At 65.2% G+C, this 21,934-nt stretch carries 22 protein-coding genes; 14 read left to right on the top strand and 8 right to left on the bottom strand.

Annotation, left to right across the window (positions count from 1 at the left end; genetic code table 11):
• The 4 genes from CKY28_RS06075 to CKY28_RS06090 form a co-directional block, all read right to left on the bottom strand.
• Nucleotides 1–1,173: an efflux RND transporter periplasmic adaptor subunit gene (locus tag CKY28_RS06075; protein WP_095997416.1), complete on the bottom strand. Its 1,173-nt coding sequence runs from the start codon at nucleotides 1,171–1,173 to the stop codon at nucleotides 1–3.
• The gene (locus CKY28_RS06080) at nucleotides 1,170–2,435 is read right to left on the bottom strand and encodes a TolC family protein (RefSeq protein WP_095997417.1); all 1,266 of its coding nucleotides are present in this window, start codon (nucleotides 2,433–2,435) and stop codon (nucleotides 1,170–1,172) included. The genes CKY28_RS06075 and CKY28_RS06080 overlap by 4 nt, the downstream gene beginning before the upstream one ends.
• 63 nt (nucleotides 2,436–2,498) lie before the next feature.
• On the bottom strand, nucleotides 2,499–2,834 hold the full coding sequence (locus CKY28_RS06085) for a hypothetical protein (protein ID WP_141243862.1): 336 nt from the start codon (nucleotides 2,832–2,834) through the stop codon (nucleotides 2,499–2,501).
• 19 nt (nucleotides 2,835–2,853) lie between these two features.
• Complete coding sequence (locus CKY28_RS06090) at nucleotides 2,854–3,516, bottom strand: cation efflux transmembrane domain-containing protein (protein ID WP_095997419.1); 663 nt, start codon at nucleotides 3,514–3,516, stop codon at nucleotides 2,854–2,856.
• A gap of 68 nt (nucleotides 3,517–3,584) precedes the next feature.
• Between CKY28_RS06090 and CKY28_RS06095 the strand changes: the two genes are divergently transcribed.
• From CKY28_RS06095 to CKY28_RS06140, 10 genes are all read left to right on the top strand, one after another.
• Nucleotides 3,585–3,986 (top strand): MerR family transcriptional regulator, encoded by a 402-nt coding sequence (locus tag CKY28_RS06095; protein WP_245841633.1) that lies wholly within the window; start codon nucleotides 3,585–3,587, stop codon nucleotides 3,984–3,986.
• Nucleotides 3,987–4,594: 608 nt separating this feature from the next.
• Nucleotides 4,595–4,876 carry a type II toxin-antitoxin system Phd/YefM family antitoxin gene (locus CKY28_RS06100; RefSeq protein WP_095997421.1) on the top strand — a complete coding sequence of 94 codons (282 nt, stop codon included), beginning with the start codon at nucleotides 4,595–4,597 and terminating at the stop codon, nucleotides 4,874–4,876.
• Nucleotides 4,877–4,958: 82 nt separating this feature from the next.
• Nucleotides 4,959–5,270, top strand: coding sequence for a hypothetical protein (locus CKY28_RS06105; RefSeq protein WP_245841635.1), 312 nt, complete (start codon nucleotides 4,959–4,961; stop codon nucleotides 5,268–5,270).
• A 162-nt stretch (nucleotides 5,271–5,432) separates the two neighbouring features.
• A complete protein-coding gene (locus tag CKY28_RS06110; protein ID WP_095997422.1) occupies nucleotides 5,433–6,203 on the top strand; it encodes a hypothetical protein in 771 nt (256 codons plus the stop codon).
• Nucleotides 6,204–6,230: 27 nt separating this feature from the next.
• Nucleotides 6,231–7,193 (top strand): TIGR02391 family protein, encoded by a 963-nt coding sequence (locus CKY28_RS19330; RefSeq protein WP_095997423.1) that lies wholly within the window; start codon nucleotides 6,231–6,233, stop codon nucleotides 7,191–7,193.
• Nucleotides 7,193–7,675, top strand: coding sequence for a hypothetical protein (locus CKY28_RS06120; RefSeq protein WP_095997424.1), 483 nt, complete (start codon nucleotides 7,193–7,195; stop codon nucleotides 7,673–7,675). The genes CKY28_RS19330 and CKY28_RS06120 overlap by 1 nt, the downstream gene beginning before the upstream one ends.
• A 9-nt stretch (nucleotides 7,676–7,684) precedes the next feature.
• Nucleotides 7,685–11,137 (top strand): type ISP restriction/modification enzyme, encoded by a 3,453-nt coding sequence (locus tag CKY28_RS06125; RefSeq protein WP_217989545.1) that lies wholly within the window; start codon nucleotides 7,685–7,687, stop codon nucleotides 11,135–11,137.
• A 511-nt stretch (nucleotides 11,138–11,648) separates the two neighbouring features.
• Nucleotides 11,649–12,035 (top strand): hypothetical protein, encoded by a 387-nt coding sequence (locus CKY28_RS06130; RefSeq protein ID WP_141243863.1) that lies wholly within the window; start codon nucleotides 11,649–11,651, stop codon nucleotides 12,033–12,035.
• Nucleotides 12,035–12,490 (top strand): hypothetical protein, encoded by a 456-nt coding sequence (locus CKY28_RS06135; RefSeq protein ID WP_095997426.1) that lies wholly within the window; start codon nucleotides 12,035–12,037, stop codon nucleotides 12,488–12,490. Before CKY28_RS06130 ends, CKY28_RS06135 begins: the two co-directional genes overlap by 1 nt.
• A gap of 6 nt (nucleotides 12,491–12,496) precedes the next feature.
• Nucleotides 12,497–12,886, top strand: a complete 390-nt coding sequence (locus tag CKY28_RS06140) for an HNH endonuclease (protein ID WP_217989546.1) — start codon at nucleotides 12,497–12,499, stop codon at nucleotides 12,884–12,886.
• Between the two features lie 500 nt (nucleotides 12,887–13,386).
• On the opposite strand, the gene CKY28_RS06145 is transcribed toward CKY28_RS06140, so the two are convergent.
• A complete protein-coding gene (locus CKY28_RS06145) occupies nucleotides 13,387–13,947 on the bottom strand; it encodes a recombinase family protein (RefSeq protein WP_056383868.1) in 561 nt (186 codons plus the stop codon).
• 138 nt (nucleotides 13,948–14,085) lie between these two features.
• Here CKY28_RS06145 and CKY28_RS06150 point away from each other — a divergent pair, with 138 nt between their 5' ends.
• Both CKY28_RS06150 and CKY28_RS06155 read left to right on the top strand, forming a co-directional pair.
• Nucleotides 14,086–17,043, top strand: a complete 2,958-nt coding sequence (locus CKY28_RS06150) for a Tn3 family transposase (RefSeq protein WP_056383870.1) — start codon at nucleotides 14,086–14,088, stop codon at nucleotides 17,041–17,043.
• A gap of 172 nt (nucleotides 17,044–17,215) precedes the next feature.
• Complete coding sequence (locus CKY28_RS06155; RefSeq protein ID WP_095997427.1) at nucleotides 17,216–18,277, top strand: glycosyltransferase; 1,062 nt, start codon at nucleotides 17,216–17,218, stop codon at nucleotides 18,275–18,277.
• Here the strand turns inward: CKY28_RS06155 and CKY28_RS06160 are convergent.
• The gene (locus CKY28_RS06160) at nucleotides 18,193–18,684 is read right to left on the bottom strand and encodes a DoxX family protein (protein ID WP_095997428.1); all 492 of its coding nucleotides are present in this window, start codon (nucleotides 18,682–18,684) and stop codon (nucleotides 18,193–18,195) included. The two genes, CKY28_RS06155 and CKY28_RS06160, sit on opposite strands and share 85 nt — an antisense overlap.
• 5 nt (nucleotides 18,685–18,689) lie before the next feature.
• Nucleotides 18,690–19,430, bottom strand: coding sequence for a hemerythrin domain-containing protein (locus tag CKY28_RS06165; protein ID WP_095997429.1), 741 nt, complete (start codon nucleotides 19,428–19,430; stop codon nucleotides 18,690–18,692).
• A gap of 119 nt (nucleotides 19,431–19,549) precedes the next feature.
• Here CKY28_RS06165 and CKY28_RS06170 point away from each other — a divergent pair, with 119 nt between their 5' ends.
• Complete coding sequence (locus tag CKY28_RS06170) at nucleotides 19,550–19,879, top strand: PadR family transcriptional regulator (protein ID WP_095997430.1); 330 nt, start codon at nucleotides 19,550–19,552, stop codon at nucleotides 19,877–19,879.
• On the top strand, nucleotides 19,857–21,056 hold the full coding sequence (chrA, locus tag CKY28_RS06175; protein WP_095997431.1) for a chromate efflux transporter: 1,200 nt from the start codon (nucleotides 19,857–19,859) through the stop codon (nucleotides 21,054–21,056). The genes CKY28_RS06170 and chrA overlap by 23 nt, the downstream gene beginning before the upstream one ends.
• Before the next feature lie 118 nt (nucleotides 21,057–21,174).
• On the opposite strand, the gene CKY28_RS06180 is transcribed toward chrA, so the two are convergent.
• Nucleotides 21,175–21,933 (bottom strand): phosphoribosylanthranilate isomerase, encoded by a 759-nt coding sequence (locus tag CKY28_RS06180; RefSeq protein WP_245841636.1) that lies wholly within the window; start codon nucleotides 21,931–21,933, stop codon nucleotides 21,175–21,177.
• Nucleotide 21,934 lies beyond the last annotated feature (1 nt).

Here is a 21,934-nt window from a genome sequence, read left to right on the forward strand (position 1 = left end):
TCAGTCCTCGTCCCCGCCTTCGCCCTTGCCGAGTTCGGCTTTGAGCGTGAAGCTGTTGGTGGAGGCGATCCGCTCCGAGCCGGTGAGCCCGGAGGTGACGACGACCTGGCCGCCGTTGGTGCGCCCCAGTGTCACCGGGGTCGCCCGGAACCCCGTCGGGGTCCGCACGAAGACGAACGACTTGTCCTCGATCATCTGGACCGCGGCCGATGGCACGGCGACCGTGCGATCCCCGCTGGCCGGCACCAGGATCGAGACATTGACCGTCTCGCCAACGCGCCAGTTGCTGCCGTCATTGTCGAGCGTGACGATGACCGGCACCAAACGTGTCGTCTCGTCCAGAATGGGTGAAACGAACGTGACACGCCCTTCCTGACGGCGACCCGCTGCTGTCACCTCGACGCGGGCACCGGGCTTCACCCGGCCCGCATCGCTGGGCACCAGCGAGGTCGCGACCGTGACCTTGGAGAGGTTGGCGACCCGGAAAAGCTCGGCGTCGGCGGCAACCGTCTGCCCGAGCGTGGCCGAGCGCGCGATGACCTGACCGGCAATCGGCGAGCGCACTGCGATGCGGTTGAGCGCACCGCCCCCGCTGCCGGTCGCGGACAGTTGCTGCTGCGCTAGGCGGAGCGCGATGCTGGCTTCCGTCGCGGCGGTCCGCGCCGCGACAAGATCCTGTTCCGGCGAGACGCGCTCGGCGAACAGGCGCTGCTCACGACGAAGGTTCGTTTGCGCGAGGGCGGCACGCGCGCGAGCGGCCTCCACCTCTGCCTTGAGGGAGGTTGCTTCGCGGCTCTCGATAACGGCGAGCGGATCGCCGCGACCGACAGGCTGGCCGAGATTGCGGGTCAGCGAGACGAGCCGCCCGCCCACCGATGCCGATACCACCTGCACGCCTTGCGGATCGCCTTCGATCGTTGCCGAAAGCTCGATCGCACCAGCCTCCCCGCCGACCGTTGGCCGCGTGACCTCGATCCCGGCGTCCGCGATCTGCTGCGCAGACAGCGTGACGGCATCCTTCGGACCTTCCTTGGCCTCGCTGGCCTCGGCACCTTCGGCCGTCTCGGCTCCGGCCTTCTCGCCGGCGTCACCGCCGCTGCCGGTCCCGCCGCATCCCGCAAGGATGAGGGCCAGGGTCACGGGGGCCAACGCCCGCATGATGATCTTCGTCATTGGTTGTTTTCCTCAGGAGAGGGCGCGGCGGCAACGAGCCGTTCCAGGCGTGCCTTTGCGTCATGATAAATGGCGAGCGCGTCGATCGCGGCGGTGCGCGTCTCGGACAGGGTCCGCTCGGCATCGAGCAAGTCGAGCTGGCTGAACTTGCCCTCGCGGTAGCCGATCCGGGCAATGCGCGCGGCCTCAGCTGCGGAGGCCAGCACCGGACCGCTCGCATTGCGTGCGGAGGTGGCGGCATTCGCCACCTCGGCCTGGGCGTTCGCGATGTCCTGCGCTGCGTCCAGCTCGGCGGCACGCCGAAGGGCCTGCGCCTGATCGCTCTGCGCGCGCGCCTGGGCGACGGCTGCCTTGCCGTTGTTGAAGACGGGAAAGGGAATGGACACCCCGAACACCGCAGCAACGTCATTGGTCGCCTCGAGCCGCCGCGCGCTGGCGCTCAACGTCACATCGGGAACGCGCTGCGATCGGGCGAGCCGGACCTGTGCCTCGGCCGTCGTCGCGTCGGCCCGGGCGGCCGCCAGGGCGAGCGTACCACCCGGCTCGATCGGCCTTGCCGGTCCAAAGCCCTCGACACGATCATACCATGCGAGGTCCAGCGGCCCGGTTACGGACTGGCCGATCCGGCGCGCGAGATTGTCCCGCGCTACCTCGGCAAGCCGCTGCGCACGTTCCACGGCCGTCTCCGCGTTGATGCGCAGCACATCGGCACGCTGCTGTTCGAGCGGTGACGCTCGCCCCGCCTGCACGCGGACACCGGCTGCGCGTAGCGCCTCCCGCGCGATCCCGGCCTGTTCGCGGGCTGTCACGAGGCGGCGTTCCGCCGCTGCTGCTTGGATGTAGAGCTGCGTGACGGCGAGCCGGAGATCGGCCTCGGCCAACGCCGTTCCGATCCGCGCGCGATTGCCGATAGCATCGGCGACCGCGATCCGGGCCGACCGTTTGCCGCCTAGCTCGATCGGGAGCGCCACGCCGGCGGTCGTCTCCGCACTGCGCAGGCCACGATACTGGCCGCTTCCGGCGATGTTCTCGGTTTCGGCAACGATCGAGGGGTTGGGGCGGTAGCCGGCGACGGTCCGCGCCGCCTCAGCTGCCCGTACCCCTGCCGTTGCGGCTTCGAGGGTGGGCGCGGTTGCGCCGGCGAGCGCCAGCGCCTGCTCGAGCGTGAGCGAGGGACTGGTCGAGGCCGGCTCGGATGATTGCGCGTGCGCGATCGACGCGCACGACGTCACGGCCAATAAGGCCGCGAGAAAACGGGACATGGTGACGAACTCCTGACGAACCTGGATTACCGCGCGGGAAGCTTCCGGCGGATTAGGCGCTTGTCAGGCTTGGGGAGGTCGCAGAGCTGGGCCCGATGACATCCGTGCCATCGGATCGTCGTTCCACGCGGCAGGCGCCATGGGCAGCCCGCTCACGGAGGCGACACGACCAGTCTCGAACGGAACCCCGATATGATGGCCATGGCAACCGCCATGATGGTGCGGATAGGCCTTATCGGCATCAGCCGGCACCTGGTCGGCGTCGCCGTCACTATGTTCGAGCGAGCTGGCAGCGGTGGTATCGACGCAGCCCACCGCCTCGGTCGCATGCGCGACCGATCCTAGCCCAAGCGACAGCATGAGCATGAGACAGAGGAACAAGGCGGAAAGCCGGTGCATCGGCCTACGCCTTAGCATCTTACCGGCTGCCATGTAACGGCTGCCTGTAAGTGGAGGGGGCCGACGCGTAACCGGATCGCAATTCGGCCTGCGCCTGCCGCATGATCTGGAAGCCACCTGACAAACCGAGCATGGCCATCAAGGCGGCCACCGCAAGATCGGGCCACGCGCTATTCAGGCCGAACACACCGCCTGCCGCCAGCACCACGGCGATATTGCCGACAGCATCGTTGCGCGAGCAGATCCACACCGAGCGCATATTCGCGTCTCCGCTGCGAAAGCGGTACAACATCACTGCGACCACGACATTCGCGATCAGCGCCGCAACGCCCACCACACCCATGACCTCGGCATGGGGCACAGCGCCGTGGAGCGCACCCCACCCCGCCGCGAGCAGGACATAGAGCCCAAGCAGGGCAAGCGTCGCTCCCTTCAGCATCGCCGCACGCGCGCGCCAGGCTATCGCCATCCCAGCGACACCCAGGCTGATCGCGTAATTGGCAGCGTCACCGAAGAAGTCGAGCGCGTCGGCCTGGAGCGCCTTCGAGCCGCCCGTGATCCCTGCGACGATCTCGATCGCGAACATGCCGCCATTGATCGCGAGCGCGATCCACAACGCGCGCCGCCACTTGGGGTCATTGAGGGTGCCCGCCTTGTCGGATGCGCAGCTCGTGCAGGCCATTTCGCCACCTCGATAGAATCGATCTGGCAGCCTATATGCACCCTCTAGTCGCTAGAGGGTCAAGCGCTGTGTCTGAAAAACTGACGATCGGGAAGCTGGCCTCGGCGACGGGCACAAAGGTCGAGACGATCCGCTATTACGAGCAGATCGGCTTGCTGCCGACGCCAGCGCGGTCGGCCGGGAATTACCGGACCTACGAGGGCGAGCATCTGCGGCGCCTGTCCTTCATCCGTCGGGCGCGCGACCTCGGCTTCTCGATCGAACAGGTTCGGGAGCTGATGGGGCTCGCCGATCGTCGCGAACAATCCTGCATGGCCGTGGACGTGATCGCCAACCAACATCGAGATGCCATCGCGCGAAAGATCGCCGACCTGACGGCGCTTGCAAGCGAGCTGGACGCGCTGATCGACTCCTGTAGCCGCAACACCGTGGCCGACTGCAGGATTATCGAAGCCCTGGGTCCAAGCTGATTGTCTGATCCTTGGCCTCTGGCGGTTACGATAACAGAAGCCTTTCTCGAAACGCTTTCTCGAAATCGATAGTTTGTGTCGCTGCGTGGGGCAGGACACGGCAAACCCCGCGATCTGACGTGCCGCATCGATCCACCTTAGCGACCCTCAATCCGGCAGGATCCTCCACGCCTCGCGCGATCCGCTCGTTTGAAAGATTGTCCACTGTATTAGTGATCAGGCGCTCAGACAGGGGCACGGGACCAATGTCCAGCAGTTCGAGAATGCCGACAAACGTGCCCGATCCGGCTACCTTCTTTTTTCCAGGAAATAACATTACTGGAATAAACAATGTGCATCCTTGCCGGGTGAACCAGGTCTTGACGGCTTCCCGGATTATCCGCATGATCCGGCCTGTCAGCCTTTCAGGCTGGCTTGCTCCAGGTAACGCTCGGAAACAGACAAACGCAACGCAACAAGACCGCCATACACGCTGAAGACGTCCCGATGTGCAAAGAGAACGGCCGCTAGGCCAAGCGGAGATCCGCAACGCACTGAAGGACAGCCCGCGGGCAGGCGGTTCAAACAGATCCTACCACGGTAACTGCGACAAGATTGGAGCGCCGCTCATGGCGAAGAGCATGGAAATCGTGCCGTCCGGCACGCTGCAGAAGCAGTTCGGCCATTATTCCGACGAGGCGATGATCCGCCCTGTCGGCGTCAGCCGCAACGGCCGGGTGCGCTTCATCATGGTTCCTGTGGACGAATATGAGCGCCTGCGACGCCGTGAACGGGTCGCCGGGCGCACGGAGGATCTGGATGAAGAAACCCTCGACGCGCTCCGTGCCGTCAAACCCGGGCCAGGCAGCGAAGAAGCCGAAAGGCAGTTCCAAGCTGCCGGAGCCGGGTGAAGTCCTTAACTACAGCTATCTTTGGGAGCGTGAGTATCGCGAGGGTCGCGACGAAGGGATCAAGGACCGACCTGTCGCCGTCGTGCTGATGACAGTCAGCCGCGATGGTCTTCCCCTCGTCCATGTCGTTCCCTTCACGACCAAGGAGCCCGGCGCCGACGACGTCGCGATCGAGATGCCGCAAGCTGTTCGCCGGCAGCTCGGGCTTTCCGGCGAGCGGTCGTGGATCGTGGTCAGCGAGTGGAACCGCTATGCCTGGCCGGGCTACGATACGCGGCCGATCCCCGGGCGCGAGCCGTCCACCAGCTACGGCTTCCTGCCGTCCAGCCTGCTCCAGCGCGTCCTCGATACGATGGTGGCGGTCGGGATCGGTCGGCCGGTCGACCGCGACTGAATAGTCAGGTGGCTTGTCCCCGTACCGTCGAGATGGCCTAAGGCGATCCGTTGTAAATGGGCGAATAGCTTGTGTTGGGGGAAGGCACAGATGCGAACACGGAACATCGCTTGCATAGTTGGGCTGGCGGCCCTTGCGGCCTGCTCGGGATCACCGGAGTCGATGCTTCAGAGCGGTGATCCCAAGGTTTGTGTCTCTGATGCCATTCTGTCTCAGGCGTATGACGTCGTCCGAGAGAACGCGCAGGCGCCCCGCGACGAGCTTCTCGCCGAGCGATATGACGAACTTAAAGCCGGGTGGCTGGCCAAGCTTTCCTTCGTTGCTGGCGACGTGACCAGTACCTCTGTGGACCGTGCAAACCAGAGCGTCGAATGCTCGGGCACACTTCATATCTCTGCTGAAGGGGTGGAGGGTAGCGAAGATGCGCCGTTCGCATACCAGGTGAAGGCGAACCTTTCGGATCCTCGCAGCCCAATCATCTCCGTCGACGTGTCAGCACTCCGCGGCCCGCTGGCTACAATGCTTGGCAAGGTTGCTCGGCCGGACATTGTAAACGCCCAGTCGAGCCGCGACGAAAGCGATGATGCCCTGACCAAGCTGGATGAGGATGAGGTGAGGAATACGCCGGGTGCGCTCGAAAAGCTGCAGGCCCGGTCCCGAGAGAACTTGGTCCAAAACAATTTCAGCGCTTCGGAGCTGGCGCTGGTGGACCGTGTCTACTCCTCCCACATGATGTGTGCTGCCTCGGACGCACGCAATCGTGATGCCCACTGCCGCAAAGAGCGGCGTCTCGAGCAAGAAGCGAAGGCGATCGACTTGTGCCGAACCGCGGGCAACGAGTGGTATCATTGCTCACGCGAAGCCGAGCTCCAGGAACAGAGGGACGCGCTTCGCGGGACCAGAAATGATGATGTCGTCGAAGGCGCGTTCTGACCCACCGCAGGAGGCGAGGTCCAGCAAGTGTCTATAAGATCCTACGTAACCAGACAGTTCCGCGCTTATGCCTGGGCCGTTCTCGTTGGGGAGCGAGGTAACGACACCGGGCAACCCCGGTATATAGGCGGCCCTACATGCGACGAAGCTATCGGCGATCTGCTTGCTCTTCTAGGTACGTGCTCCAGGCCTCTAAAAGCTTGGATCGTCTCGGATCTCGATACGTTCGGGCACGGTGACCACGCGCTCTTGATCGAAACAACTGACGGTGCCGTTGTTGTACGCGGCGGGCTCACCTCTGGTTACAACGGCCAAGGTGCTCGAGCACTAGCGAGTTCAATTAAGCTTCTGGTCGATCGCGACTGCTACCCCGAAGATGCGGTTGTAAGGAGAGACGTCCTTTTACGCGCGAGACACTGTGCGCTCTTGGATGAGGATATCGAGCTCATTCGCAATGGTGGTGACGTACGACGGAGGCAGCACTTCACTCATTACCTCGACGCGCCTTACTTTCGTGAGAGAAGTACTTGGGAGTACGGCCGACCCGTCCTGCCCTTATCCTTGCTTCATCCTTCTCTACGCTCAACCGCGCAAGAGTTCTTTGTAAAGCCAGGCCAGGTTCTGCGTGACGTCGCTCGAGACATCGAGCATCGAGTGAAGACGCAGCTGCCCAAGGCCAGGTCAAGGGGTCAGCGCGAGGGTGCATTTTGGAACAACGCCTTTTCTGAGGACAACGCACCTCTCGTATGGCCCGACTTAGAGAAGGGCGAGGTAATCGCGCGGGTGAAGCTCTTTGAGGGAGCCTTTGGCACGATCAGGAACCCCCGTGCGCATCGACCGGATGTACCAGACGATCACGCGTTCGAAGAACTTCTACTCCTGAATATGCTATTGAGCTTTGTCGATGAGGCCGAACCACGACAGATGGACGGGACCAGCGGAACGATGGAAAACGGAGTCCCTCCCGCTTCCGAGGAACGCACTAGCTGATGCCTGACGACATCGTGCCAGCGTACCCGGGTTCGGCGGCGAGCGCCTGGCAGATCCTCAACCTCGCACACGAGTTTCGCGGTAGCTGCTTGCATCTGATGGCGCGGTCTCACGGATCGGAGCCACACCAGCTCGCTCCGGCCCGCGTTTTAGCGATCCACGCGATCGAGCTCTACCTGAACGCGCTGATGCTTGATGCTGGCGAGACACCCCAAGCAGTCCGTGGGCTGCAGCACGACCTCGGGGCGCGCGCGAAGCGAGCGGGAGAGTGCGGTCTCGTCCTGCGCCAGCGGACGGCCGATCATCTGCACCGGCTTACCAGCGGGAGGGAGTACCTGACAGTCCGCTATGGACCAGAGCTGTCAGGGACGCTGTCGCAGCTCAACAGGTTGACGGCGACGCTTGAAGAAGTCGCGCAAAAGGTCACGCAGCTTGTTAACAGGAGGATCGAGGCACGGTTCGCAAGCCGGGTGTCAGCGTGAAGGGGCAGCGTGGCGTACAATCCTGAACAGATCGCGGAGGAGTTCTTCGAGGCCGTCCGCCGGGTCCATGCTTTAGGGGCCGGCACGCCAGAGACCGCCTACTACCCTGCGCTGAACACACTGTTCGAGCGCGTGGGGGCTTCCCTCCGGCCCAAGGTGCTGCCCGTTTCGCAGCTCGCCAACACCGGCGCCGGCAGCCCCGATTTCGGTCTGTTTGCAGCGCGGCAGATTCAGAAGGGCGCACCGCGGCCGGGGCAGGCGCCCGAGCGCGGGGTGGTAGAGGTCAAGGGCGTCGCCGATGACAGCCTGTTCAAATCGACACCCAAGCAGCTGACTAAATACTTCGAAGGCTATGGACTAGTCCTCGTGACCAACCTGCGCGCCTTCCAGTTGGTCGGACGCGGACCCGACGGCCAGGCCGCACGTCTCGAAGCGTTCGCGATCGCGCAGAGCGCGCCCGAGTTCTGGTCTCTCGTTCAGGAGCCGGCTGAAGCCGCCAAGTCAGTCGGCCGCGCGTTCGTCGAGTACCTCCGGCGCGCCTTCACGCAGAATGTCGCTCTCGTTCAACCCAAGGACGTTGCCTGGTTTCTGGCATCCTATGCTCGCGACGCACTGGCGAGGGTCGAGGCCGCTGGTGATCTGCCGGCGCTCAAGACGATCCGTACCGCGTTGGAGGATGCCCTCGGGATCACCTTCGAGGGCGAGAAGGGTGATCATTTCTTCAGGTCCACCCTCATTCAGACGCTCTTCTACGGGCTGTTTTCGGCATGGGGCATCTGGGCGCGCACCACACCGCGCAACCCTGCGCGGTTCGATTGGCATTCGGCTGCATGGACCCTCCATGTGCCGTTCGTGGCGACACTGTTTCAGCAGCTCACCGCTCCAAAGCACATCAAGAAGCTGGACCTCGTCGAGGTGCTCGACTGGACCGGCGAGACGCTCAACCGGATCGACGCCAAGGAGTTCTTGAAGCGCTTCGAGGAAGGGCGGGCGGTCCAGTATTTCTACGAGCCCTTCCTCGAAGCGTTCGATCCCAAGCTCCGGAAGCAGTTCGGGGTCTGGTACACGCCGGTCGAGGTGATCGACTACATGGTCGCGCGCGTCGATCGCGCACTGAAGCACGATCTGGGCATTGCGGATGGGCTCGCTGACGAGCGGGTCTATGTCCTCGACCCGTGTTGCGGGACCGGGGGCTTCTTCAACTCCGTGCTTCGCCGGATCGAGGCGAACCTGGCGGCACATGGGCTAGGCTCTGCCGTCGCCGACCGGCTCCGAAGTGCCGCCTGCAACCGCGTTTTCGGCTTCGAGATCATGCCGGCGCCCTTCGTCGTCGCCCACATGCAGGCGGGCATCACGCTCTCGAACATGGGCGCGCCGCTACCCGACGATGCGCGGCCGGGGATCTACTTGACCAACGCTCTCACCGGGTGGGAGCCGCACACGAACAAGCCCCTGCCCTTCGCGGAGCTGGAGGAAGAGCGGGCCTCGGCCGATGCCGTGAAGCAGACCAGGCCGATCCTCGTCGTGCTTGGAAACCCACCCTATGACGGCTTCGCCGGCGTGTCCTCCAACCCGGAGGAGCGGGCGCTCTCGAATGAGTACCGTAAGGTCAAGAAGGTCGCGCCTGCTCAAGGCCAGGGTTTGAACGAGCTCTACGTCCGCTTCTTCCGAATGGCTGAGCGGCGCATTGCCGAGAAGACAGGCCAGGGCGTGGTGTCGTTCATCTCCAACTACAGCTGGCTGGACAGCTCTAGCTGTTCCGGCATGCGGGAGCGGTATCTGGAGGCATTCGACACGATCAACGTCGATTGTTTGAACGGTGACAAGTACAAGACCGGAAAGCGCACGCCGGACGGCTTGGCCGACCCGTCAGTGTTCGCCACCACGGCCAACCCTGCGGGCATCCAGGTAGGCACGGCGATCGTCACGATGGTGCGCCACCAGGATCATCAGCCGACCGATGTGATCGGCTTCCGTAACATCTGGGGCGCCGGCAAGAGGGAGGCGCTTGCCGCGACGGCGGAAGCCGACCCGGCGACCCTCTACGAGTCCGTGGCTCCGACCTTGCCGATGCGATTGCAGTTCATGCCGTTCGACGTCGATCCGGCGTACTTTGAATGGCCTCTGCTACCCAGCTTGCTGCCTGTCGGGTTTCCGGGCGTCAAGACGAGTCGGGACGAGTTCCTGGTCGACGTCGATCGGGACGCGCTTGAGCGCAGGATCGAGCGTTATCTCGACCCGAAGACGACGGACGCCGAGCTCGCGAAGTCGCACCCTGCTCTCGTGAACACGACCGAACGGTACAACGCGGCAACCACGCGCAAAGCGCTGATCGAGCGGAAATATCAACTCGGCCAGATCGTGCGCTATGCCTACCGGCCCTTTGACGTTCGTTGGGCATATTGGGACCCCGACACCAAGCTGATTGACGAGAAACGCCCCGAGTTTTTCGCCAATGCAGAAGTAGGAAACCGATTCCTCACGGCCGGCGTCCGGAACCGCATGGGGGTCTATTACAAGCCCCAGTCCGTCAGCGTTCTCGGCGATCACCACCTTGTCGAGAGCAACGTGTCGATCTTCCCGGCCCGGGTTCGTCAGGACACCCAGAATGTCGAGCCGAACCTCGCCAAGTCGGTGAAGACGATGCTGGCCGAGCGGGATCTCACGAGTGACCAGCTGTTCGACCACGTTCTCGCCACCCTGAATGCGCCGGTCTACGAGGCCCGGTACATCGATGCCCTGCGTGTCGACTGGCCGCGTATCCCGATCCCGGCGTCGAACGAGACGTTCGCGCGCTCTGCGGCGCTGGGGGCGAGACTTGCGGCGCTCCTCGACGTCGAGGTGGGCGTGGATGGGGTCAGCCGCGGGGCGCTGTTGCCGGGACTGTCCTCGATCGGATTGCCCTACGGCTCGTCCTACGAGGTCACCGCGGGCTGGGGTTCGGTACAGCGGAAGGACAGCGGAACGCGACTGATCATGCCCGGCGCGGGCATGGCGACAGAAAGGGAGTGGACCGAGGCGGAACTGGAGGCTCTGCGCCAGATCGCAAACCGGCACGGCCTTTCGTTGGCTGCATTGCTGGACGTCACCGGTGATCGAGCCGTCGATATCGAGATGAACGGGACGGCGGGTTGGCGGGCTGTGCCGTCCAAGGTGTGGAGCTACACTGCGGGCGGCTACCAGGCCCTCAAGAAGTGGCTTTCGTACCGCGAGACGGCGATCATGGGGCGGCCGCTTCGTGGTGAAGAGGTGCTCCACTTCGCACAAACGGTGCGTCGGATCACAGAGATCCTCGCTATGGGACCGGCGCTGAATGCGACGCATGACGAAGCGCGAGCGGACGCGATCGTCTGGACCGCGGGGGATGAAACGGGCCAGGTCGTCGTCGATGACAGCGAGGTGGAGCAGGTCGATGGTGAGGAGGAGGCTCTCGTCACTGACAATGCTTCGGAGGCGCCGTGAAGCACGCGCCGCTGGCCGCCCTACCGGTTGCAGCGATCCTGGTCGTGGCGGGTGTGTATGGAGCCGTAGAAAGTCGGCGCTCTGAGGCACCTTTTGCGGAAGCCCAGTCGCGAGCAAGGCAGGCGGCTCCGCAGACAATCTTCGTCAAGCCGTGGGACAAGTACATTGAGTGCGGTGTTCAGCAACGCGATTTGCGTGAGTGCCGTCGGGAATACTGGCCGGGGCAGGTCTACCCGGATGAGGCAATCCCGGGCGAGAGGGAGCCCGGTCTAGTCTGGCGATGCGAAAGCAAGCGCGGTGACAGGGGATCTCCACCCCGGAAGGTGTGCTACGCCGATGCCAGCGACGCGCGCAAGCGTGCATACCCCTGCCCTCAGACCGTCACCGGCCCCCGCCTCTCGATGGACGAGCCGGTCTGCGCCCCGGCGAAGTCCGTTCGCAATGGTGGGAAAGCCTGACGAGCAGCACTGGATAGTGCTACGCTAGGCTCGAAAAACGGGGAGACGGCAGGGTGAAGGCAGTGTTGCTGATCGCGTTGGCGGTGGTGCCGCAGCCCGCGTTGGCGAAGGCGAAATCCGATGTCACGGGCTTTACCTGTACCGCGGGTAACGGCGAAACCAAGCGGCTTAATGTGGATCTGAAGCGCGGCCGGTACGACCAGGGCGAGGGTGAAAAGCGGCTCGCGCGCGTGACCGACGGCACGATCGTGATCGACGGCCCGAACCCGGACCTGATGCGGACCCCGATGGGCCCGGTACTGCGGACCGTTTCGCTTGATCGCACGACGCTCGTCCTTACCGATGAAACCCTGATCCCCGATCGCTCCATCAACCGCACCGCCAGCTACCAGTGCGCCATGGGGCCGGCTGTCGACTTTACCGCCGGTCGACGGTTCTAATGGCTGTGGAGCAGGCGCATAGCCCCGATGGCAGCGCTTCGAACGACAGCCACACTCTCACGTGGTCCGTCGACGGCTCAAGGTTCGAGCTGCAGGTTGGCAGCGACGCGGCGCGGCTCTGCCTGCCGGACGGGCAGCTGATCGATCTAACGAACCGGGAGTGGGCGGGTCTCGCCAACGCGATCGGGATGGTCGTGAAGACGCCCAAGCAGGTCACAAAGCCGGTCGCGAAGAAGCAGTCCACCCAGGAGAAGGGGACCAACACCGGCGTCCGCTGGACCGAGGGCGACGATGCGGACCTGCTGCAGCGCTGGTCGAACGGGGCCACGCTCTCCGAGCTGATGACCCGCTTCGACCGCAACGAGGGTGGCATCACGTCGCGCTTGGTCAAGCTGAAGGCGGCACCGACCCGGGAGGACATCCGCGTCGAGGACGAAAGGCGCCGGAAGGGCTGAACCCGCGTGAACGTAATCACGCCCCCGCTTTCGCCGGCCGGACCGGTCGGAGACGCGCCGGCAGCGTCGACCTGGGCCGAGACGCGCCGCGTCGTCCACGCGCGCGACGGTTACCGCTGTACCAGCTGCGGCTGCGAAGTCGGCCGCGATGCCGATGTTCACCACTTGCTGCCGCGATCGATGGGCGGGACCGACGAGCTCGCGAACCTCGTGACGCTCTGCGACGGCTGCCACGCAGCACACCACCCGATGCTCGCCGGTGGCCTTGCGCGGCGCGTGATCGAGCGCTGGGCCGTCCGTATCGCGCGCCTGTTCGGGGGCGCACACGAGCTCGATCAGGCAACCGAGTATCTCGGCCCGGGACTTCGCCTACTAGGGGTGACTACACGAAAGTGAGTTTTACGTACGCGATATACGAACGAATGCAGTACGATGCGGGGGAAGGCTGCTGCAGGCGCCAGCGCTCCGTAACGCAGAAGGTTTTGCGGGCCAAACGAACGGTAGCGAGCCTAGGATAAAGCCCAAGAACGTTGCCTGAAGCGGCACCGAAAAGCCAAATGCCGGAATGCCTAAGGCTACCAGAGCGTAGGTGTTTGCAGCGACGTCACCGATCATAATAGACGCGGCCAAAACCAATCCTGCCCGTTTGAAACGCGAAAGAAGTAGCACAATAGCAAGCGCGTCCAAGAATATCAGTGATGTCCAGAATAGTTCGAGTTGAAACGGCCCCCAATCATAGGGCCTCCATCCGTATGCTACAAAGTCTCGCGCATGATTGAAAAAACCGAACCCAAAGCAGGCTATGTAGATTCCTATGATAACCCGAATGCGTGCGTCTGCGCGGGATCGCGCTGGTGTAACGTGGTGACGGATCTGATCGATATTTGGTGCCATAGCTATTCCGCCGTTGCGCCTTCCAACGCCTTATAAAGGGCGGTTTTCCCGATTTTTAGGCGGGCGGCGGCCTCCCGCACAGTAAGGCCTGCTGCGATGTGCGCCCGGGCCTTGCGCAGCTTGTCGGGAGTGACGACAGGGCGGCGGCCACCCTTGCTGCCGCGCTCGCGCGCGGCTCGCAGACCCGCCTGGGTGCGCTCACGGATCAGATCGCGCTCGAACTGCGCGAGGGAGCCGAAGATGTTGAACACCAGCATTCCCCCCGGCGTGGTGGTGTCGATGTTCTCGGTGAGCGAACGGAACCCGATGCCACGGGATGCCAGTTCGCCGATCTTGTCGATGAGGTGGCTCATCGAGCGGCCGAGCCGATCGAGCTTCCACACGACCAGCGTGTCGCCGGCGCGCAGATAGGCCAGCGCTTCGGCGAGGCCGGGTCTGTCGGTCCTGGCGCCCGAAGCCTGATCGTCGAAAACACGTTCGCATCCCGCCCGCTTCAGAGCGTCATGCTGGAGCGAGAGCTTCTGGTCGGGGGTGGAGACCCGCGCATAGCCGATCAGCGCCATGTGCTGCCCCGAAGTGTCCGTTTTCCCATCATCATGCGATCTTGTCCGAATCGCCATCGAAGGTCCAGAATTAACGGACACATTCCCGGTGGCCGTCCAACGGACGTCTGACGGACAGCGACATGGAGGGGTTCGACCTTGGCAAGAAGACACCTGCTGACCCGCGAGATGCTGGCTGGTCATTATGATCCTTCGCTCGATGAACGGGAGATCGCCCGCCACTTCACCCTTACCAGGGATGACCTCGATCTGATCGCGTCCCGGCGCGGCGACGCAACCCGCCTCGGCTATGCCATGCTGCTCCTCTATCTCCGCTGGCCGGGGCGCGTGCTGGAAGCCGGCGAAGCACCGCCCATGCCGATCCTGGCGTTCGTTGCCCGCCAGTTGAATGTGTCGCCTATGTCATGGCGCGACTATGCGAGGCGCGACGAAACGCGGCGAACTCACCTCGCCGACCTGTCGCGGCGCTTCGGTCATGTCGTTTTCGGCCGCGCGGATTTCTACGCGCTGGTCGCGTTTGCCATGCCTATCGCGCAGACCGTCACCCAGCCCTCGCGGCTTGCCGGCATCGTCATGGATGAGATGCGGCGCCGGCGATTGCTGCTACCGCCCGTGACAATTGTCGAGGCGATCGTGCGGCGGGCCCGACAGCAAGCCGGCGATCTGGTCCATGACGTGCTCGCCGGAGATCTCGGCGAACCTGAACGCGCACGGCTCGATGCCCTGCTGTCGCGCAGGGATGAGAAAAGCGCGACCTGGCTCTCATGGTTGCGCAACCCGCCCCTGTCGCCCGCGTCGCGCAACGTCCTGCGATTGATCGAACGGCTCGACCACGTTCGTGCCTTGGGTTTCGCGGCGACACGCGCCACGACGATCCCGCAGGCTGCATTCGACCGGATCGCGGACGAGGCGGCGCGCATCACACCCCAGCATCTGGCGGAACTACCGGACAGACGCCGCCATGCGATCCTTGCCGCAGCCGGCATCCGGCTTGAGGAAAGCCTGACAGATGCGGTGCTGACGATGATGGACAAGTTGCTTGGCAGCATGATGCGCCGGGCCGAAAACCGCACAAAGGACAAGGCGATCGGCACGATCCGATCGCTTCAGGCACAGCTTCGCCTGCTTACCGGCTCGTGCCGGACCCTGCTCGACGCGCGGGCGCGGGGCGTCGATTCCCTTGCCGCCATTGGTTCGATCGATTGGGAAAGGCTGGGGACGGCGGTCGTGGACGCCGAGCTGTTGATCGCGCCAGAAACGATCGATCGCACAGCCGAACTGATCGAGCGGCAGCGCTCGCTGCGCTCCGTGATCGGGCCGTTCCTCAACGCCTTCGAGTTTCGCGGCACCGGCGCGGTGCAGGGTTTGCTCGATGCGGTTCGGCTGATCGCTGATATCTATCGCATGGGTCGACGGCGACTGCCCGACAAGCCGCCGCTCCGCTTCGTGCCGCCGTCATGGCGCCCGTTCGTGCTGCGCGATGGCGAGGTCGTCCGCGCTGCCTATGAACTGTGCGTGCTGACACAGTTGCGGGACCGATTGCGCGCCGGCGACATATCGGTGGCGGCAAGCCGTCAGTATCGCGCCTTCGACAGCTATCTGTTGCCGCCTGCTACCTTCGATGCGATGCGCGCGCGGGGACCGCTGCCACTGGCGATCGACACCGATTTCGACAGCTTCATCGCCGGACGCCGCGCCAGCCTCGACGCCGCGATCGAACGCGTGACGGTCCTGGCCCGCCAAGGCGAGTTGCCTCAGGTGCGCCTCGACGGCAACGGCCTCGTCATATCGCCACTCAAGGCCCTCACGCCGCCCGACGCAGAGGATATGCGCCGCGTCGCCTATGAGCGGCTACCACGCGTGAAGATCACCGATCTCCTTCTGGAGGTCGATGGCTGGACCGGCTTTTCCGAGTGCTTCACCCATCGGCGCTCCGCTCGCGTGGCGGATGACCGCAACGCGCTGCTGACCGTAATCCTGGCAGACGGCATCAATCTCGGGCTAACGCGCATGGCCGAGACCTGTCAGGGCGCGACGCTGCGCCAGCTCGCCCATCTGCACGACTGGCATATCAGCGAGGCAGCCTATGGCGAAGCGCTGGGACGGTTGATCGACGTTCACCGCACCGTGCCGCTGTCCGCGCTGTGGGGCGACGGCACCACCTCGTCGAGCGACGGCCAGCTCTTCCATGCGGGCGGACGAGGCGCCGCGATTGGCGACATCAACGCGCGCAACGGCAACGAGCCCGGGGTCAGCTTCTACACCCACGTCTCGGACCAATATGATCCGTTTGCGAGCCGAGTGATCGCGGCGACCGCCGGCGAGGCACCCTATGTCCTCGACGGGCTTCTATACCATGCCACCGGCCTGTCGATCGAAGAGCATTATACCGACACCGGCGGCGCGTCCGATCATGTGTTCGGCCTGATGCCGTTCTTCGGCTACCGCTTTGCGCCGCGCCTGCGCGACCTGAAGGACCGGCGCCTGCATCTGCTACCGGGCCAGGAAGCCGGGCCGCTGCTGGCCGGCATGACCGGCGATCCGGTCGCCATCGGGCATGTCGCCGCCCATTGGAACGAACTGCTACGCCTCACCACCTCGATCCGCAGCGGCACCACCACAGCGTCGGCAATGCTGCGCAGATTGTCCGCCTACCCTCGCCAGAACGGACTGGCGCTCGCCCTGCGCGAGGTTGGGCGGATCGAGCGTTCGATCTTCATGCTCGACTGGCTGCGCGACCTCGACCTGCGCCGACGCACTCAGGCCGGGCTCAACAAGGGCGAGGCTCGCAACGCGCTCGCCCGCGCGCTCTTCTTCAACCAGCTCGGCGAGCTGCGCGACCGGCGGTTCGAGAACCAGACCTATCGCGCCTCCGGTCTCAATCTGCTCGTGGCTGCCATCATCCTATGGAACACCCGCTATCTCGAACGGGCGGTCGGGGCGCTGGCGATCCCGGACGACGTCGCGCGCCACATCGCCCCGCTGGGATGGGAGCATATCTCGCTCACCGGCGACTATCGCTGGAATGTCGAAAGCCGCCCCGATCCGGGCCAGCTCCGCCCGTTGCGCACGCCTTCATCGCTCTTGGCCGCATGATGGCGCATGCCCGCGTTCACGAGAGGTTCTCTCTTAGCGTACGTAAAATGCACTTTCGTGTAGTGACCCCTACCTGACGCTGGCCGCCAGCCTGCGCCACGGGCAAGGGCTCACCATTTTCGAGCCGTTCCTCGGCATCACCACGCGCGCGCTGTTTCCGCCGCTCTATCCCGTGCTGCTGGCGGGGTGGAGCATTGCGTTCGGCTTCTCCACGCCGTCGCTGCTCGCATTCGGCACCCTGACCGACCTCGCCACGGCCGCGATGATCGCGGCGCTGGGATCCCGCGTCGGCCGCGCCGGGGCTGGGCGGGGCGCGGCGTGGCTCTATCTGATCTGGCCGTCGGCGCTGTTCTCCGCTCCGCTCGCGCAAAAGGAAAGCCTGTGCGCGCTTCTGGTCGTGATCATCGCGACGGCGTGGGTGTGGAGCGATCTGCCCGGCTGGAAGCGTGTCTCCGTCATTGGCGTCGCCGCCGGCCTGCTGGCGCTGACGCAGCCGGGTGAAGCGCCGCTTGCCGGGCTGTTCGGGCTGGTCTTGGCGGGTCGCCTCGGCCTCGTCCGGCTGCTGCGGACCGGGGTTCCCGCAGCCGCCATCGCCTGCCTCGTGCTGCTGCCGTGGTGGGTCCGCAACTGGCTCACGTTCGGCGCCTTCGTGCCGCTCACCACGTCGAGCGGCGTGGGCCTGTGGATCGGCAACAACCCCGGCGCGACCGGCAACTGGATGGCGCCGCCCGCCTCGCTGCGCGGCCTACCCGAACTGGAATATAGCCGCCAAGCGGGGCTGATCGCGCGCGAGTGGATCACGGCCCACCCCGTCGCGTTCGTGCGGCTGACGCTCGCCAAGCTCGCCCGGTCCTGCGGCGTCGCTGACTTTGGACTGGTGCGGCTCGCGGCGATGCGCCCGGCGGTGTCTGCTTGGATAGCGGCGCTGCTGCTGCCGCTCTCCCAGGGCGCGCACCTTGTCATGCTGGGCGGCGCGGCCGTCGCTGCCCGGCTCCGCGCTGATCGTGCGCTCGAGACGGTGCTGTTGCTGGTTGCCGCGTGCGGGCTGCAGATTGCGGTGTTCGGGGTCTGGTTCGAGTTCGCGGAGCGGCATCGCGAGTTCGCGACGCCGTTCCTGCTGCTCCTGCTCTGCCTTGGGCTGGACCGCGCTCAGCGCGGGCGGTCGTCGCCCGTCGCCCCGCGGTCAAGCAGGGCATCGATCGACCATCGGCCGCTGCCGACGATGAACACGTAAAGGCAGCTCAGCAACATGGTCAGGTCGGCGCGCGCTTCGTGCTGCGCGCTCCAGAAGCCGTAGCGCTTGAGGTCAGGCAGGCTGAACGGTCCTACCCCGTGGCCGACGAGGACAGGAAGCTTGGTCGAGACGAGCGCCACGATCATGGTGATGACAAGCGGGATCGCCGCCGCCCTCGTGAACAGCCCGAGGACGATGAGCGCGCCGCAGACGGTCTCCACAACGCCGACGAACGGCCCTAGTGCCTCGGGCCAGGGTATGCCGATCTTGGCGAACCGGCCCGCTCCCAGGATGGCGGGGAAGATCAGCTTCTGGATGCCTTCGGGGAAGAATACGGCGAGCCCGACCGCCAGCCGGATCAGGATCGTCCAGGGGCTCGCATCGCTGTTGACCACCCGCCGGAGCATGACGCTCAGGCCGTCGCCGGGGGCGGGGCCGCGGTGAAGCGGGCGAGGTCGGCAAGCCCGAGCGCGCCTTCGATGTTCGTGACCTTGTCGAGCGCCATGTCGAAGCCGTCGCCCCCGAACTGCTTGCGCTCGATCTCCTCGAACTGCTCGCCCAGCTCCTTGTATTGCTTGCCGAGCGCCTTCTTGAACGAAGGGAACACGATCGTGTCCTCCCGCGCGGCATGGGCCTCATACATGCGCGAAAAGCCCGTCATCGCCTTCGCCAACCCCTCGGCCTGTCCGGTCGCGATACTGCCGCCCTTGGTCTGGTCGATGATGTAGTCGGTGAGCTGTCGGCCGCGCTCGTGCTGGGCGACCAGCAGGTCGGGATAGCGCGCCGCGTCGCCCCCCGCCTTGCGGACGGCCGGGAAGACATGGCCCTCCTCCAGCAGCTTCTCGTGATATTGCTCGCCGAACGTCCTGAACAGCGTTGCCGCCCGATTGAGTGCGGCCGCATCCACCTTTGCCGATGAAGCGACCAGCGGCGCGGCTTCGCGATAGACGATCAGGATGCGGCGCAGCACGCCATGCTCGCGCATCAGGTCTTCGTTGGCGGCAACCTCCTGCTCCTCACCGCCTTCCTTCTCGTCCTTGTCATCGCCTTCACGCGAGCACGCGGTCGCAACCAGCAGGGTGGGTACGACCAGGCCGACCGTCGCCAGCAGCGCGCGGCGGTTGACGTTCGGATCGTCCGCGGGTGAAGCCATGATCCATCTCCTGCCGGCCGGGCGCCCAGGGCGACAACGGGGCATTTTAGGAAACCGACCGGCTCACTATCGGTTCCCGATAGCGAAAGCCGTTCCTATAGTTTCGGGGATGCCGGATAATGGACCACCGCGAACTGCTGTCGGGCTTCGTGCGGCTGCACATCCTGCTCCACGCCGCCGACGCGCCGATCTACGGCCAATGGATAACCGAGGAGCTGGCGCGCCACGGCTACCGGCTTTCCGCCGGCACGCTCTACCCCATGCTGCAAGGGATGGAAAAGAAGGGCTACCTCTCCTCGCACACGGAGCGCCACGGCCGAGCGGTCCGCAAGCTCTACGTCGCGACCGACCTCGGTCGCGAAGCGCTCGCGCTCGTTCGCGACAAGGCGCGCGAGCTTTTTGGCGAACTGGTCGAGGGGCACGGGCGTGAACGCATCCCGAAAGGCTGAGCTTATCGGGACCCCGGGGGAGGTCTTCGGCGCTTTTCTGAAACTCGGCATCACCTCGTTCGGAGGACCGATCGCGCATCTCGGCTATTTCCGCGACGAGCTGGTGATCCGACGACGCTGGGTGAACGAGCCGGCCTATGCCGAGCTGGTCGCGCTGTGTCAGTTCCTGCCCGGTCCCGCGTCGAGCCAGGTCGGGTTTTCGCTCGGCCTGGCGCGCGCCGGGCCGCTCGGCGCGCTGGCCGCCTGGGTCGCGTTCACGCTTCCCTCGACCGTGCTGATGCTCGTACTCGCGCTCGTCTCCGCGCAAGTCGACGGTCCGGTCGCGGGCGCCGTATTCCACGCCCTCAAGCTCGTCGCGGTGGTAATCGTCGCGCAAGCGGTCTGGGGCATGGCGCGCAGTCTCACGCCCGACCTGCGCCGGGTGCTGATCGCCGTCGCCGCCGGGCTGATAACGGGGGTGATGGGGGGTGCGTTGGGGCAGGTTGCCGCCATCCTGCTCGGCGCGGGGGCGGGGGTCGTCGCCTGCCGCCACCTCCCGATCGCGCCCGGCGATTGGGCACCGATCACGGTCCGACGCCGGGTCGGCGCGATGTGTCTCATCTTTTTCGCACTGCTGCTCGTGATGCTGCCGCCCATCGCAGGGGCGCTGGGCTGGCGCGAACTGCGGCTGTTCGACCTGTTCTACCGCGCGGGCGCGCTGGTGTTCGGCGGCGGCCATGTCGTCCTGCCGCTGCTGCACGCCACGTTGGTGCCGATCGGCTGGATCGACGACGGTCGCTTCCTCGCCGGTTATGGCGCGGCCCAGGCGCTGCCGGGGCCGCTGTTCACAATCTCCGCCTATCTCGGGGCGTTCGCGGGCAAAGGCGTCGGCGGGGCCGTTGTAGCATTAGTCGGAATATTCCTGCCAGGGTTCCTGATCCTGGTCGGTGTGCTGCCCTTCTGGACGGCGCTGCGCCGGAACGCGCTGGTTCGCGCCGCGATCGCTGGCGTTAATGCGGCTGTGGTCGGCATTCTGGCGCTCGCGCTCTATGATCCGCTATGGACGAGCAGCGTCCGGTCCTGGCGCGATACGCTGCTAGTCGTGGTCGCATTAATCGCGTTGCTGCGGTGGCGCCTCCCGCCGCTTGCAATCGTCACCGGGATGGTGGGGGGGGCGCTCGGCCTGCTAGCTCTCTGACGTCGGTCCCGCATCGGCTCCTGCGGGAGTTGTAGGCGGCAAGACTGCCGTGGCGGCGGCCTAGCCCACATCCACAGGACACCGGCAGCAACTGGAGTTCACGCCGGTGCCAGTGCCGTCATGTCGCCCGCGCCGATTCTCCGTCGATCTGCTGGACCGCGCTGACGAAGGCGAACAGCTTCTGCGGGTCGAGATGACCGCCCGTCCGGACGCCGGAGCACAGGTCGACCCCATAAGGGCGGACCTGCCTGATCCCTCCCGCAACATTCGCGGCGGTCAGGCCCCCGGCAAGAAACACCGGTTTTTCGGTCGCCCGCACGTGAGCGGCGCTGACCGCCCAGTCATGCGCGCGGCCGGTTCCGCCCAGCCTCGCCACCGGGGCGTTGGGCCTGCCCGAGTCGAGCAGGAAAGCATGAACGCAAGGCTCATAGGCCGGGATTAGCTGTAGCGCGTCCGGCCCTTCGACGTGGATGACCTGGAGGTGGCGGTCGTGCGGCTCCAGCGCCGCCAGCTTCCGCGACTCCGCGGGATCGATGTGCGACACGATCTGGACCGCTGACGGAGCGGTCGCGCGGACATGGGCGGAGATGGCGTCCGCGGTCGTCTCGGATGTCAGCAGGAAGGTGGCTACCGGCGGTGGCACGAGCGCCGTCACCTCTGCGATCGCCCTGTCGGAGATCGGACCGGGGCCAGAGGGCATGCGCGCCACCAGCCCCAGCGCATCAGCCCCCGCCGCGATCGCGATTTGCGCTTCATTCGGGGAGGCGATGCAGCAAACCTTGATCCGCGTTCTCATTGGAACGAGACATGCCGCCATGCCGCCATGCCGACGCGAGGGCAATGCGGTCCGTGCTGGTACCGTCGCGAGGTCGGGCATT

It is taken from the genome of Sphingomonas lenta (assembly GCF_002288825.1).
In the GTDB taxonomy this organism is placed as follows: domain Bacteria; phylum Pseudomonadota; class Alphaproteobacteria; order Sphingomonadales; family Sphingomonadaceae; genus Sphingomonas; species Sphingomonas lenta.